The 13536-nt window shown below is 72.2% G+C and carries 15 protein-coding genes and 1 riboswitch; of the genes, 10 read left to right on the top strand and 5 right to left on the bottom strand.

Translation table 11 applies throughout. From position 1 onward, the window contains the following. Nucleotides 1–71: 71 nt before the first annotated feature. Together V6V47_RS28360 and V6V47_RS28365 are read right to left on the bottom strand one after the other, a co-directional pair. Nucleotides 72–962 carry a septum formation family protein gene (locus tag V6V47_RS28360; protein ID WP_334631441.1) on the bottom strand — a complete coding sequence of 297 codons (891 nt, stop codon included), beginning with the start codon at nucleotides 960–962 and terminating at the stop codon, nucleotides 72–74. 83 nt (nucleotides 963–1045) lie between these two features. Beyond that, nucleotides 1046–1936: a septum formation family protein gene (locus tag V6V47_RS28365; protein ID WP_334631442.1), complete on the bottom strand. Its 891-nt coding sequence runs from the start codon at nucleotides 1934–1936 to the stop codon at nucleotides 1046–1048. A gap of 254 nt (nucleotides 1937–2190) precedes the next feature. On the opposite strand from V6V47_RS28365, the gene rpe reads away from it, so the two are divergent. The 7 genes from rpe (at nucleotide 2191) to ribH (ending at nucleotide 8380) form a co-directional block, all read left to right on the top strand. Further along, complete coding sequence (gene rpe / locus V6V47_RS28370) at nucleotides 2191–2871, top strand: ribulose-phosphate 3-epimerase (protein ID WP_334631443.1); 681 nt, start codon at nucleotides 2191–2193, stop codon at nucleotides 2869–2871. Then, nucleotides 2762–3829 carry a response regulator gene (locus tag V6V47_RS28375; RefSeq protein ID WP_334631454.1) on the top strand — a complete coding sequence of 356 codons (1068 nt, stop codon included), beginning with the start codon at nucleotides 2762–2764 and terminating at the stop codon, nucleotides 3827–3829. Before rpe ends, V6V47_RS28375 begins: the two co-directional genes overlap by 110 nt. A gap of 78 nt (nucleotides 3830–3907) precedes the next feature. After that, a riboswitch (FMN riboswitch) is annotated at nucleotides 3908–4079 on the top strand. Nucleotides 4080–4239: 160 nt separating this feature from the next. After that, nucleotides 4240–5301, top strand: coding sequence for a bifunctional diaminohydroxyphosphoribosylaminopyrimidine deaminase/5-amino-6-(5-phosphoribosylamino)uracil reductase RibD (gene ribD / locus V6V47_RS28380; RefSeq protein WP_334631444.1), 1062 nt, complete (start codon nucleotides 4240–4242; stop codon nucleotides 5299–5301). 1 nt (nucleotide 5302) lies between these two features. Then, on the top strand, nucleotides 5303–5926 hold the full coding sequence (locus V6V47_RS28385; RefSeq protein ID WP_334631445.1) for a riboflavin synthase: 624 nt from the start codon (nucleotides 5303–5305) through the stop codon (nucleotides 5924–5926). Continuing rightward, nucleotides 5926–6618 carry a nicotinamide riboside transporter PnuC gene (gene pnuC / locus V6V47_RS28390; RefSeq protein WP_334631446.1) on the top strand — a complete coding sequence of 231 codons (693 nt, stop codon included), beginning with the start codon at nucleotides 5926–5928 and terminating at the stop codon, nucleotides 6616–6618. The genes V6V47_RS28385 and pnuC overlap by 1 nt, the downstream gene beginning before the upstream one ends. Next, nucleotides 6615–7880, top strand: coding sequence for a bifunctional 3,4-dihydroxy-2-butanone-4-phosphate synthase/GTP cyclohydrolase II (locus V6V47_RS28395; protein WP_334631447.1), 1266 nt, complete (start codon nucleotides 6615–6617; stop codon nucleotides 7878–7880). Before pnuC ends, V6V47_RS28395 begins: the two co-directional genes overlap by 4 nt. Before the next feature lie 2 nt (nucleotides 7881–7882). Further along, nucleotides 7883–8380: a 6,7-dimethyl-8-ribityllumazine synthase gene (gene ribH / locus V6V47_RS28400; RefSeq protein ID WP_334631448.1), complete on the top strand. Its 498-nt coding sequence runs from the start codon at nucleotides 7883–7885 to the stop codon at nucleotides 8378–8380. Nucleotides 8381–8440: 60 nt separating this feature from the next. Here the strand turns inward: ribH and V6V47_RS28405 are convergent, their stop codons facing one another. Genes V6V47_RS28405 through V6V47_RS28415 form a run of 3 tightly spaced genes read right to left on the bottom strand, consistent with a single transcriptional unit; the run spans nucleotide 8441 to nucleotide 10892 of the window. Then, the gene (locus tag V6V47_RS28405; RefSeq protein WP_334631449.1) at nucleotides 8441–9184 is read right to left on the bottom strand and encodes an amino acid ABC transporter ATP-binding protein; all 744 of its coding nucleotides are present in this window, start codon (nucleotides 9182–9184) and stop codon (nucleotides 8441–8443) included. A gap of 2 nt (nucleotides 9185–9186) precedes the next feature. Next, nucleotides 9187–10032: an amino acid ABC transporter permease gene (locus V6V47_RS28410; protein WP_334631450.1), complete on the bottom strand. Its 846-nt coding sequence runs from the start codon at nucleotides 10030–10032 to the stop codon at nucleotides 9187–9189. Then, nucleotides 10029–10892, bottom strand: a complete 864-nt coding sequence (locus V6V47_RS28415; protein ID WP_334631451.1) for an ABC transporter substrate-binding protein — start codon at nucleotides 10890–10892, stop codon at nucleotides 10029–10031. Before V6V47_RS28415 ends, V6V47_RS28410 begins: the two co-directional genes overlap by 4 nt. A gap of 110 nt (nucleotides 10893–11002) precedes the next feature. Between V6V47_RS28415 and V6V47_RS28420 the strand changes: the two genes are divergently transcribed. The 3 genes from V6V47_RS28420 (at nucleotide 11003) to V6V47_RS28430 (ending at nucleotide 13011) form a co-directional block, all read left to right on the top strand. Further along, a complete protein-coding gene (locus V6V47_RS28420; protein WP_088947482.1) occupies nucleotides 11003–11266 on the top strand; it encodes a phosphoribosyl-ATP diphosphatase in 264 nt (87 codons plus the stop codon). A 48-nt stretch (nucleotides 11267–11314) separates the two neighbouring features. After that, the gene (hisG, locus tag V6V47_RS28425) at nucleotides 11315–12160 is read left to right on the top strand and encodes an ATP phosphoribosyltransferase (RefSeq protein WP_334631452.1); all 846 of its coding nucleotides are present in this window, start codon (nucleotides 11315–11317) and stop codon (nucleotides 12158–12160) included. Between the two features lie 380 nt (nucleotides 12161–12540). Continuing rightward, on the top strand, nucleotides 12541–13011 hold the full coding sequence (locus V6V47_RS28430) for a PH domain-containing protein (RefSeq protein WP_334631453.1): 471 nt from the start codon (nucleotides 12541–12543) through the stop codon (nucleotides 13009–13011). Nucleotides 13012–13536 lie beyond the last annotated feature (525 nt).

Below are 13536 nucleotides of genomic sequence, written 5' to 3' on the forward strand. Positions count from 1 at the left end.
GCTGACCTCCCGAAGGACAGGGCCCCCGGTACGACGCTCGGCGTCGTACCGTGGCCCCTTTCTCGTGCGGGTCAGGTGACCGGGAGGCCCTTGTTGCCGGCGCCCTTCATCGAACGCGTCAGGTTCCGGTCGCTGATCCAGAGGAAGCACTGCACGCCGCGGTTGCCGTTCTTCCACTCTTCCTCGTACGGCTGGTAGAAGATCGTCCCGGCGCGGAAGTCGAGCTGGTCGTTGTCGGGCACCTTCGCGTACTGGGCGATCACCGTCTGGCAGGCCCGGTGGGTCCGCTTGGTGGTGCGGTTGAACTCGGCGTAGGTGACGTCCGGGGCGTGCCAGATCCCGACGAACTCGGCGTGGTGCTTGCTGGTGCAGGCGGCCGGGACCATCTCGTCGATGTCGTCCTTGACCATCTTCGGGTTGAAGCAGCGGTACGCCAGGGGCGCGGCGCCGGTCAGCGCCCCCCGGAGGCTGCCGGTGCGCAGGCCGATGGAGGTGTCGTCGAGGCTGGTGATCTCGGTGAGGTCGCAGCGGTACCAGCGGGCCCCACCGGCCCAGGCGGGCGCGGACGGCAGCACGACGCTCATCCCGAGACGACCGGAACGCCAGTCGGCGCCCAACGCCTTGTTGACCTCCTTGTCGCAGGCGGCCTGCGCGGCCTTCAGGCCCTCGGAGCCGGACGGCGGGGGCGTGTTGCGCTCGGCACCCGGGCCGGTGAGCGTGCCGACGTGCACGGTCTCCACCCGGTGCGACTCGGTGCACGCCATCGGGTTGTAGCCGGTCAGGAAGCCGACCTGCTGGGCCGCGTGGTGGCAGACCTCGGCGGCGGGCACGAACTGCTGCGCCGCGACGGGGGCCGGCCAGTCATCGGTGAGGTTCCGGTCGACCCCGGCGGGTGTGCCGCACCCAGCCAGCGCCAGGGCCATCGTCGCCCCCACGGCGACCGCCGCCAACCACCGTCGCATCCTGGACCTCCCGCCGCTGGTGGTCTCCGGCCGGCCCCAGCCGGTCGGTAGCGCCACGGCGCAGCAGCATACGGCACCGTAGGTTAGATCGCTGGAAGTCCCTGTGGCCCGGCGCCGCGCATCGAGCGGGTGAGTTTGCGATCGTCGCTCCACAGGAAACAGCGCACTCCGCGGTCGCCCTCCTCCCACTCCCGCTGCGACGGTGGGTAGTAGATGGACCCGGCCCGGTACGGCAGGTCGCTGTTGTTCGGCACCGCGGCGTACGCGGCGATCAACGCCATGCACCGCGTGTGCGCCTTCTCGGCGGAGCGGGTGAACGCAGCCCAGCTCACGTCGCGTTCCGCGTAGACGCCGACGAACTCGGCGCGGTGCGGCTCGCTGCACAGCACGGGTGCCATGTAGTTGAGGTTGTCGCCGATCAGCTTCGGGTCGAAGCACCCGTGGATGAGCGGGTTGTCGCCGATCAGCGCGCCGCGCAGGCTGCCGACGCGCTGCACCGGTCGGGTGTTGTCGATGCTGTCGGTCTGGCTCAGGTCGCAGCGGAACCAGCGGGCGCCACCGGCCCAGGCCGGGGCGGAGGGCAGCGCGAGGGCGAGCGCGAGCCGCGCCGAATGCCAGTCGCCGCCGAGCATCTCGCGGGCCCGCTGGTCGCACTCCGAGCGGGCGGTGCGCAGCGCCGTCGTGCCCGGCCCCGGACGGGTGTCGGCCAGCGCGGCGGGCCCGGTGAAGGTGCCGACGTGGATGGCCTCGGCCAGGTGGCTGCGCGCGCAGTCCACCGTCTCGTAGGTGCTGGCCTGCACGATCGAGGTGATCCGCGGCAGGCAGGTGTCGGTGGCGGGGGTGAAGGGCTTCGGAACCCGCAGATCCGGCCAGTCGTCGGTGAGGTCACCGTCCGCGCCCCGCGCCGGCCCGCAGCCACTCAGCAGCATCGCCGTGACGCCGGCCAGCACCAGCGCTCCGAGCCACCGTCGCATCGTCCGCCCTCCCGGAGCTGGCGGCCGGTGAGCGCGACCCGCGGCGAGAACCCGGCGGGTGTGCGGTCACCTGGCACTGTCCCGGTTGGAGTGTCGTCGCGTTTCCGTCGATCGGCCAGCCGCCGATGTCTGTTCGTCCGGATTTGGCGATCCGGATCGACCAATTGTGCACCACTGGTCACTACCGAGTCACTGCGCGTTTCGAATGGTGCCGCGCTGCGGGCGGGGGGTGACCGCGTTCGTACACTGGCCCCGTGACCGTACCGCCGCCGATCGTCGCGCCGAGCATTCTGGCCGCCGATTTCGCCCACCTCGCCGAAGAGGTCCGCGCCGTCGAGGACGCCGCGGACTGGTTGCACGTGGACGTGATGGACAACCATTTCGTGCCGAACCTGACCATCGGGCTGCCCGTGGTGCAGAGCCTGCGGGCCGTCACCGCGCTGCCGTTCGACGTGCACCTGATGATCGAGGACCCGCGCCGGTGGGCCCCCGGGTACGCCGACGCCGGGGCGTACAACGTCACCTTCCACGCCGAGGCGTGCGACGACCCGGTGGCGCTCGCCAAGGATCTGCGCTCGGCCGGCGCGAAGGCCGGGCTGGCCATCGACCGGGACACCCCGATCGAGCCGTACCTGGACCTGCTGCCGAGCTTCGACACCCTGCTGATCATGACGATCAAGGCGGGCTTCGGCGGCCAGCGTTTCATCCCGCAACTGCTGGACAAGGTCCGCGCGGCCCGCCGCCACGTCGCGGCCGGCCACCTGGAGCTGCGCATCGAGGTGGACGGCGGGATCGCCGCCGACACCATCGAGCAGGCCGCCGCCGCTGGCGCCGACGCGTTCGTGGCCGGCACCGCCGTCTACGGGGCCGCCGACCCGGCCGAGGCCGTCCGGCACCTGCGGTCGCTGGCGGAGCGCGCGGCTCCCGGGGCCTGAGGTGGACCCCGACGAGGACCGCAAGGACATCATCCTCGTCGTCGACGACGACGCGGACATCGCCCGTTTCGTCGAGTTCAACCTGCGGCTGCACGGCTTCGAGGTGATCCACGCCAGCGACGGCCAGGAGGCCCTCGAGGTCATCGAGCGCCAGCGGCCGGACCTGGCCGTGGTCGACCTCATGATGCCCCGGGTCGACGGGCTGGAGCTGACCCGGCGGCTGCGCGCCAACCCGATGACCTCGGCCCTGCCGGTGATCATGCTGACGGCCAAGGGGATGACCGTCGACAAGGTGCACGGGCTCAGCGCCGGCGCCGACGACTACCTGGTCAAGCCGTTCGACACCGCGGAGCTGGTGGCCCGGGTCAGCTCGACGCTGCGCCGCAACAAGGAGTTCCGCGAGGTCTCCCCACTGACCGGGCTGCCCGGTAACAGCCGGATCCGCCGAGAGATCAGCGACCGGGTGCGACAGGGCGTGGACTACGCGGTCGGCTACATCGACATCGACCGGTTCAAGAGCGTCAACGACCGGTACGGCTTCGTCCGCGGCGACGACTTCATCTCCGCGCTGGCCCGCAGCCTGCACCGGGCGGTGGTGGCGGTGGGGTTGCCGCCGGCCTTCCTCGGCCACGTCGGCGGCGACGACTTCGTCATCGTCTGCGCCCCGGACCAGGTCCGCCCGCTGACCTCGCGTGCGGTGGTCGACTTCGAGAAGGGCGCCGACACGCTCTACGACCCGACCGATCGGGAGCGCGGTTTCGTCGAGCTGAAGGACCGGCGCGGCAACATCCGCCGCGCGGCGCTGGTGACCCTCTCCATCGGGGTCTCCCTCTCCGACGCCGGCAAGCGGTTCACCGACCCCCTGGAGGCGATCGCGGTGGCCTCGGAGATGAAGACGGTGGCCAAGAGCCAGCCCGGCTCGTACGTGGCGGTCGACCGGCGCCGTGGCGTCACCTGAGCGTGATCTCGCTGTGAACTAGCTCGCCTGAGTGGCGACGCACCCCGCCGAGCGTGTAAGACTGCGTTTGTACCCACCACGCGCTGGCGGGACTCGGTGAAATTCCGAACCGGCGGTGATCCACGGTCCAACCGTGGTCAGCCCGCGACCCGGACGGCTTCTGCTGCCCGGTGGACCTGGTGAAAATCCGGGGCCGACGGTTGGGGGCGGTTCGTCCGCGCCCAGACAGTCCGGATGGGAGACAGCGCGCGGGACGGACGGGTCCGAGCCGACCGCTGGCTTCAGCGTGCCGTGTCGACCCCCCGGGGCGGCTGTGCCGTTCCCGGAATCCGCCGCCGCCTGCCCGCGGTCCCATGCCGCCTCCCTGACCGCCAGCGCGCGGACCGGCGAGTGAAAGGGCAGGCAGGGCGATGGCCAGCGTCTCCGTGGACGAGGCGATGCGTCGGGCGATCGAACTCGCCGCACGCGGGCTCGGCACGACCAGCCCCAACCCCGTGGTCGGCTGCGTGCTGCTCGACGAGGGCGGCGAGGTCGTCGGGGAGGGCTTCCACGCCTACGCCGGCGGGCCGCACGCCGAGATCGTCGCGCTCGCCCAGGCCGGGCAGCGGGCGAAGGGCGGCACGGCCGTCGTCACTCTGGAACCCTGCAACCACACCGGTCGCACCGGCCCCTGCAGCACCGCGCTGGTCCAGGCCGGGGTGGCCCGGGTGGTGATCGCCGTACCCGACCCGAACCCGGTCGCCACCGGCGGCGCCGCCACGCTGCGGGCCGCCGGGGTCCGGGTGGATCTGGGGGTACGCGTCGACGAGGCCGAGGCCGGCAACGTCGCCTGGCTGACCTCGATGCGCCGGGGCTGGCCCTACGTCATCTGGAAGTACGCCGCCACGGTCGACGGTCGCTCGGCGGCGGCGGACGGCACCAGCATGTGGATCACCTCGGAGGCGGCCCGGATCGACGTGCACGCGCTACGCGGCACGGTCGACGCGGTGCTCGCCGGGGTCGGCACCGTGCTCGCCGACGACCCTCGACTGACCGCCCGCAACCTGCGCGACGGCAGCCTGGCCATCCGCCAGCCGCTGCGGGTGGTGGTGGACAGCTCCGGGCGTACCCCGGCTGACGCCCAGGTCCGCGACGGCGCCGCGCGTACCTGGATCGCGACCGCCGCCGAGGTGGGCGCGGGCCCGGACGGTCGGGTCGACCTGTCGGCGCTGCTCGCGGCGCTGCACCAGCGCGGCGTGCGCGCGGTGCTGCTGGAGGGCGGCCCTCGGCTGGCCGGCGCGTTCCTGGCCGCCGGCCTGGTCGACAAGATCGTCGGGTACGTCGCACCCCGGCTGCTCGGCGCCGGTCCAACCGCCCTGGTCGACGCCGGAGTGACCACCATCGCTGAGGCAATCGATCTGGAGTTCGTCGACGTTACGCAGATCGGTCCGGATCTACGGATCACCGCTTTGCCCCGGAAGAGGGAGGGCTGACATGTTCACCGGCATTGTCGAGGAGTTGGGCGAGGTCGTCCGGGTGACCGCCACGGCGGGCGATTCGGCGCTGGTCGCCGTGCGTGGCCCGCTCGTCACCTCCGACGCCCGGCACGGAGATTCGATCGCGGTCAACGGCGTCTGCCTGACCGTGGTGGACGTGGCGGACGGGGTCTTCACCGCCGACGTGATGGGCGAGACGCTGCGCCGCTCCGCGCTGGGCGCGCTGCGTCCCGGTGACCCGGTCAACCTGGAGCGCGCCGCCGCGCTGGGCAGCCGCCTCGGCGGGCACCTGGTGCAGGGGCACGTGGACGGGGTCGGCGAGCTGATCTCCCGGGAGCCGGCCGAGCAGTGGGAGACGGTCCGTTTCCGGCTGCCCGCCGCCCTCGCCCGGTACGTGGTGGAGAAGGGCTCAATCACCATCGACGGCGTCTCGCTGACCGTGGCCGAGGTGGGCGCGGACGAGTTCGCCGTCGGGCTGATCCCGACCACCCTCAAGCTGACCACGCTTGGCCAGCGGGGCGTCGGTGACCCGGTCAACCTGGAGGTCGACGTGCTGGCGAAGTACGTCGAGCGACTGCTCGGCACACGGCTGGCCGACACCGGCACGAGTGGGGTGGCCTGATGAGCGCGCTCACCTGGCTGCTGGAGTCCCAGGTGCAGGTGGCCGGCTCCCCGGTGCTGGTCCGAGAGATCGTCGGCAACGTGTTCGGGCTGGCCTCCGCGCTGCTCGGGCTGCGCCGGCTGGTCTGGGCCTGGCCGGTCGGCATGATCGGCAACGTGCTGCTGTTCACCGTCTTCCTGGGCGGCGCGTTCGCCACCCCGCAGGCGCACGACCTGTACGGCCAGGCCGGCCGGCAGGTGTTCTTCTTCGCGGTCAGCGTGTACGGCTGGTGGCGCTGGCAGAGCAACCGCCGGGCCAGCGGCGGCCACGCCGCCGCCGTGGCTCCGCGTTGGGCCACCGCGCGGGAGCGGCTCACGATGCTGCTCGTCGCCGCGGTGGGCGTCGCCGTCGCGTACCCGGTGCTCGCCGCACTCGGCTCCTGGGGCCCGCTGGCGGACGCCTGGATCCTCACCGGCAGCCTGCTGGCCACCTACGGGATGGCCCGCGGGTGGGTGGAGTTCTGGCTGGTCTGGATCGCGGTGGACGCCGTCGGCGTGCCGTTGCTGCTGCGCGGCGGGTTCTACCCGTCGGCCGCCATGTACCTGATCTACGGCGCACTCTGCGTCTGGGGCTTCGCCGCCTGGTGGCGTACCTCGCGGGTCGGCCAGCCGGCCGTCCCGTTCAAGACCACCTACACGGAGGCCGTCGCGTGAGCAGCTTCTCCAGTATCGAGCAGGCGGTCGCCGACATCGCGGCCGGCCGGCCGGTCGTCGTGGTCGACGACGCCGACCGGGAGAACGAGGGCGACCTGATCTTCGCGGCCGAGTTGGCCACGCCGGAGTTGCTGGCGTTCATGGTGCGCTACACCTCCGGTTACGTCTGCGTGCCGCTCATCGAGAGCGAGGCCGACCGGCTCGACCTGCCGCCGATGCACCACACCAACCAGGACCGACGCGGCACCGCGTACACGGTGACCGTGGACGCCCGGGAGGGCATCAGCACCGGCATCTCGGCGGCCGACCGCGCGCACACCATCCGGCTGCTCGCCGATGCGTCCACCGACCCGACCGACCTGGCCCGCCCGGGGCACGTGGTGCCGCTGCGGGCCCGCGAGGGCGGGGTGCTGCGCCGCCCGGGGCACACCGAGGCGGCGGTGGATCTGACCCGGCTGGCCGGGCTGCGCCCGGCGGGCGTGCTCTGCGAGCTGATCAACGACGACGGCACCATGATGCGCCTGCCGGACCTGGAGAAGTTCGCCGTCGAGCACAACCTCACGCTGATCACCATCGCCGACCTGATCGCCTACCGGCGGCGCACCGAGAAGCAGGTCGAGCAGGTCGCCGACGCCCGGATGCCCACCCGGCACGGGGTGTTCCGCGCGCTCGGCTACCGCTCCGCGCACGACACGGCCGAACACGTCGCCATGGTGCTCGGTGACCTCGGCGACGGCCAGGACGTGCTGGTCCGGGTGCACTCCGAGTGCCTCACCGGTGACGTCTTCGGCTCGCTGCGCTGCGACTGCGGGCCGCAGTTGGACGCCGCGCTGGCCCGGGTCGGGCGGGAGGGCCGGGGCGTGGTGCTCTACGTGCGCGGGCACGAGGGGCGCGGCATCGGGCTGCTGCACAAGCTGCAGGCGTACCAGTTGCAGGACCTGGGCCGGGACACCGTCGACGCCAACCTCGACCTGGGGTTGCCGGCCGACGCCCGGGACTACGGCACCGGCGCGCAGATCCTCTACGACCTGGGCGTGCGCTCGATGCGGCTGCTGACCAACAACCCGGCCAAGCGGGCCGGGCTGGAGGGGTACGGCCTCACCATCACCGGGCGGGAGGGGCTGCCGGTCGGCGCGCACCCGGAGAACGTGCGATACCTGCGGACCAAGCGGGACCGGATGGGTCACCTGCTGGACGAGTTGGACGAGGTGACCGAGGCCCCGGCGGGGCGCGCGGTGGCCAGTGACGAGATCGGAGCATAGACATGGCGGGTTTCGGGGAGCCGGGCGTCAACGCGGTGGACGCCGCCGGGATGACCGTCGGCGTGGTGGCCGCCCGGTGGCACGGTGAGCTGACCGACCACATGCTGGATCGCGCCGTCGCCGCGGCCGAGGCGTCCGGCGCGCGGGCCGTGGTGGCCCGGGTCGCCGGCTCGGTGGAGCTGCCGGTCGTCGCCCAGGCGCTCGCGCGCCGCTGCGACGTGGTCGTCGCGCTGGGCGTGGTGGTCCGTGGTTCCACGGCGCACTTCGACTACGTCTGCCGTTCGGTCACCGACGGGTTGACCCGCGTGGCGCTGGACGAGGGCAAGCCGGTGGCGCACGGCGTGCTCACCGTGGAGACCATCGAGCAGGCCCGGGACCGGGCCGGGCTGCCCGGCTCGGCGGAGGACAAGGGCTGGTCCGCCACCGTCGCCGCGCTCGACGCCGCGTTGGCCGTCCGGGCACTGGCGAGCAACGGTCAGCGCGTCGGCTTCGGCGGCTGACCCTGCTGTTCAGAGCCGGCCGGCTCTCAGCGTTGGCCGGCTCTCAGCGTTGGCCGGCTCTCAGAGCCGGCCGGCTTCGATGATCCGGCGGAGGAACTGGCGGGTACGGGGATGTGTCGGCTCGCCGAGCACCTGCTCGGGCGGGCCGCTCTCGACGACCCGTCCCGCGTCGAGGAAGCAGACCTCGTCGGCGACCTCGCGGGCGAAACCCATCTCGTGGGTGGCCAGCAGCATGGTCATCCCGTCGGCCTTCAGGTCCCGGATCATCGTGAGCACCTCACCCACGAGCTCCGGGTCCAGCGCCGAGGTGACCTCGTCGAGCAGCATCAGTCGGGGCGAGTTCGCCAACGCCCGGACGATCGCCACCCGCTGCTGCTGCCCGCCGGAGAGCCCGTCCGGGTAGGTGTCCGCCTTTGCCCCCAGCCCCACCCGGTCGAGCAGGTCCCGGGCCTGGGCCTCCGCCTCGGCCCGGGCCCTCCGGTGTACGCGGCGGGGCGCGAGGGTGATGTTCTCCAGGACGCTGAGGTGCGGAAACAGGTTGTACGCCTGGAACACCATGCCGATCTTCCGGCGGACCCGGTCGGGGTCCACCCGGGGGTCGGAGATGTCCTCGCCGTCCAGCTCGATGGTGCCGTCGTCGAGCTCCTCCAGCAGGTTCACGACGCGCAGCAGGGTGGACTTGCCCGACCCGGAGGCGCCGATCAGGGCCACCACCCGGTGCTCGGAGACCGTCAGGTCGAGCTGGTCGAGCACGACATGGCCGGCGAACTCCTTGCGCAGGCCCCGGCAGCGCAGCACAGCCATGGTCAACCTCCCGACTGTCGACGGGCCGAGCGCAGCGTCACCCAGTCGGTGACCGCGATCAGCGGGATCGCGAGCAGCACGAAGAGCACCCCGGCGACGACGTACGGCGTGTAGTTGAACGACTGGGCGGTGGCGATCTGCGCGGCGCGCACCGCGTCGATCGGCCCGGCGAGCGAGACCAGCCCCACGTCCTTCTGCAACGCCACCACGTCGTTGAGCAGGGGTGGCGCCACCCGGCGGACGGCCTGCGGCAGGACCACGTGCCGCATCGTCTGCCGATAGGTCAGACCCAGTGAGCGGGCCGCGGCGAGTTGGCTCGGGTGCACCGACTCGATGCCGGCCCGGAACACCTCGGCGAGGTAGCCGCCGTAGGTGAGGACCAGCGCGAGTCCGCCGAGCACCAGCACCGGGGGCATGCCCTGCAACCGCAGCCCGGGTACGCCGAGCGTGAGCAGGTAGAGCACGATGATGAGCGGCAGACCCCGGAAGGTGTAGGTGTAGCCGGCGGCCAGCGCCCGGACCGGGAAGAAGATCGGGCCACGCAACGTCCGCAGGACGGCGATCAGCAGCCCGAGCAGCAGCGCGCCGACGGCACAACAGACCAGCAGCCGGACGTTGAGCCAGAGCCCGCTCAGCACCGCCGGCAGCGCGTCCCCGGCGATCTCCGGATCCAGGAACGACTGGCGTACCCGGTCCCAGCCGGGCGCGCCGGTCACCGCGACGACCAGCAGCGTGCCGAGCGCCGCCGTCGAGGAGGCCGCGACCAGCACGCTGTAGACGGTCTGCCGACGCCGGTACGCGGACCTCCGTAGCTGCGCCTCGGTCGGGATGTGATCCAGCCGGGTCACCGCAGCTCGGCCGCCCCCGCCACCTGCGCGAGCCACTTCTGCTCCAGTTGGCGCAGCGTGCCCGCCTCGCCCAGCTGACCGACCGCCCCGCTCACGCAGGACGTCAGCGGGGAGTTCTTGTCCAGCAGCAGCCCGAACGCCTCGGGCGTGCCGACCTGCGGCACCTGCCCGACGATCGTCGCGTCGGTGATCTCCGCGCCGGTGATGTAGAAGGCGGTCGGCAGGTCCACCACGAGACCGTCGAGCTGCCCGTTCTGCAGCGCCTTCTTGGCGTCGTCGTTGCTGTTGTAGACCAGCGGCTTGGCGGCCGGCCTGATCACGTCGGTGATCGCCTGGTAGCTCGTCGTCCCGACCTGGGCGCCGAGCCGGGCGTCGCGGAGGTCGGCCAGCGAGGTCCTGCCGGCGATCTTCGAGGACTTCAAGGCGATGACGGTCTGCCGCACCAGGTAGTACGGCGCGGAGAAGTCGACCGCCTGCTTGCGCTCCTCGGTGATGGAGAACTGGTTGATGTCGAAGTCGAAGCCCTTGGGGCCGGGGGCGATCGCCGTGTCGAACTTGACCCGGATCCAGGTGACGTCGCCGCGGGCGTAGCCGAGCTTCTCGGCCACCGCGTACGCGACGGCGGCCTCGAAGCCCTCGCCGCTGTCCGGCTTGTCCCCGGTGAACCACGGCTCGTACGCGGGCTGGTCCGTGGCGATGGTGAGCTTGCCCGGCGTACGCGTGGGCAGGCTGTCCTTGGTGCAGGACGGTGACGCGGTGACGGTGGGGCTCGGATCCTCGTCCTGCGGGGCGCATCCCGCTCCGGCGGCGAGGACGGCACCGGCGAGGGTCAACGCGAGAAGACGCGGGCTGCTGGCCATGGTCGACAGCGTAGAGCCATCGACCGGACAGTGTCCCACTATGTTGGTAGGGAATTCCGCGCGGGCACCGCCGGTTGCCGCCCGTCGGCGGGCTGGAAGAATCGTTCTTCGTGAAGACGTTCGAGGAGTTGTTCGCCGAGCTGCAGGCCAAGGCCGCTGCCGGCACCCCGGGCTCGGGCACCGTCGCCGCGCTGGAGAAGGGCGTGCACTTCATCGGCAAGAAGGTCGTCGAGGAGGCGGCCGAGTCGTGGATGGCCGCCGAGCACGAAGGGCCGGAGCGCACCGCCGAGGAGATCTCCCAGCTGCTCTACCAGGTCCAGGTGCTGATGCTGGCCAGTGGTCTCGACCTCAAGGACGTCTACCGACATCTGTGAGTGCCTCTCACCCGTTGATCAGATCCCGGATCGAAGGAGCACTCCGTCATGCTGCGTGTCGCCATTCCCAACAAGGGCACCCTGGCCGAGCCGGCCGCCCAGATGCTGCGCGAGGCGGGCTACCGCCAGCGCACCGACCCCAAGGACCTGGTCTGCCGGGACGAGCCCAACGACGTCGAATTCTTCTACCTGCGCCCCAAGGACATCGCCACCTACGTCGGCTCCGGTGACCTCGACCTCGGTATCACCGGCCGAGACCTGCTGATCGACTCGGCCGCGCCGGCCGAAGAGGTGGTGGACCTCGCCTTCGGGCAGGCCACCTTCCGCTTTGCCGCCCGCCCCGACGACATCGCCTCGGTGCAGGGCCTCGGCGGGCGGCGGATCGCCACCGCGTACCCGGGGCTGGTCGAGCGGCACCTCGGCGAGGTGGGCGTCAAGGCCGACGTGATCCGCCTCGACGGCGCGGTGGAGAACGCCGTACGCCTCGGCGTCGCCGACGTCGTCGCCGACGTGGTGGAGACCGGCGCCACCCTGCGCCAGGCTGGCCTGGCGGTCTTCGGTGAGCCGCTCCTGCGTTCCTCGGCGGTGCTGGTCCGCCGCGCCGGCGCGCCGGCGCACCCGCAGGCCGAGCAACTGCTGCGGCGGCTGCACGGCGTGCTGGTGGCCCGTCGCTACGTGATGCTCGCCTACGACGTACCGGCCGGTCTGCTGGACCGGGCCAGCGGGCTCACCCCGGGCATCGAGTCGCCCACGGTGTCGCCGCTGCACCGCGAGGGCTGGGTGGCGGTCCAGGCGATGGTGCTCCGCGACGACGTGCACCGGATCATGGACGAGCTGTACGAGCTGGGTGCGCGGGCCATCCTGGTCACCAACATCCACGCCTGCCGACTCTGACCACCCCAGCCCGTCGTCACTAGCGGGCGTGATCGACTCGACATCGCCGATGTGGGGGCATCCGCCCGCCCGGGACACCCCCGCATCGCCGATCTCGTGTGGATCTCCGCCTAGCGGCGTGCGCGGCGGCGCGCCTGTGCTCGGCGTGCCGGTGCCCGTGCCCGGCTCCGGGCCTGGCTCGGGGCGTGATCGACTCGACGTCGCTGATGTGGGGGTATCCGCCGGTCCGGGACACCCCCGTTTCGCCGATCTCGTGTGGATCATCACCCGGGGGCATGCCTGGCGGTGTGATGTGCCCGTGTCCAGCGGTTGGCGCGCCGAGTGGAGGTCGTCCGGCGGGTGGCGCGGACGTCGCCGGTGCCGGGTGGCAGACTGAGCTGGTGAGCGAAACCGAGCTGATTCGCCTCCGGCCCCGCCGCATCCGGGTGGTCTGCTGGTCCGCGGCTGTCGCGCTGCTGGTGGTGTTCGGGCTGGTGGCCACGTCGCTGAGCGGCCCCACCGGCGACGGCTACGGCAGCTTCCAGCGCGGCGACCAGATCGCCATGATCGGCCTGGGCGTCTTCGGGGCGCTCGGCTTCCTGCTGTTCACCCGCCCGCGGGTCGAGGCGGACGCGCGCGGTGTCCGGGTGCGCAACGTCATCGGCTCGTACGACCTGCCCTGGGAGGTCGTACGCGGGGTCCGCTTCGACCGGGGCGCGCCGTGGGCCAGCCTGGAGCTGCACGACGACGATCTGCTGCCGATGGTCGCGCTGCAGGCCGCCGACAAGGAACTGGCTGTCGAGGGTGTCCGTGCGCTGCGCCGTCTGCACCAGGCGCATCAGGACCACCTCGCCGAGCGCGCCACCCGCTGATCGCAACCGCACCGGCCGCTGCCCGGCTGGTCGCCGCTCATTCGCGCGCTGCCCGTTACCCGGCCGCTCATTCTGCCCGCTGCCCGCTGCCCGGCCGGTCGCCGCTCACTCGCGCGCTGCCCGCTACCCGGCCGGTCGCCGCTCATTCGCGCGCCGCTCGCGAGCCGGACCGGACCGGTGCCGGCCCCCGGTCGACCAGCCGCACATCTCATCCCCTCCAAGATCCGCACAACATCCCTGAAACTGCTGCCTCAGCACGTCGGGAGGCAGCAGTTTCAGGGAAACTGCGTGGATCTTGGAGGGGATCAGCCGCCCAGGCCGTCGATCATGAAGTTGGGCTGAGCGCTATGTTCACTCGTGTCGCATTCGTGGGTGTCACAACTCCATGATCGACGGCGCGGGACAGCGCGGGACAGCGCGGGACGGCGCGGGACAGCGCGGGACAGCGCGGGGGCAGCGCGGGGGCAGCGGCGCGGCCGGGGCGCCCGCCGCCCCGCCCGCCAGGGCGCAGGGCGGGGCGGTGCG

Source organism: Micromonospora sp. CPCC 205539, from assembly GCF_036906815.1.
In the GTDB taxonomy this organism is placed as follows: domain Bacteria; phylum Actinomycetota; class Actinomycetes; order Mycobacteriales; family Micromonosporaceae; genus Micromonospora.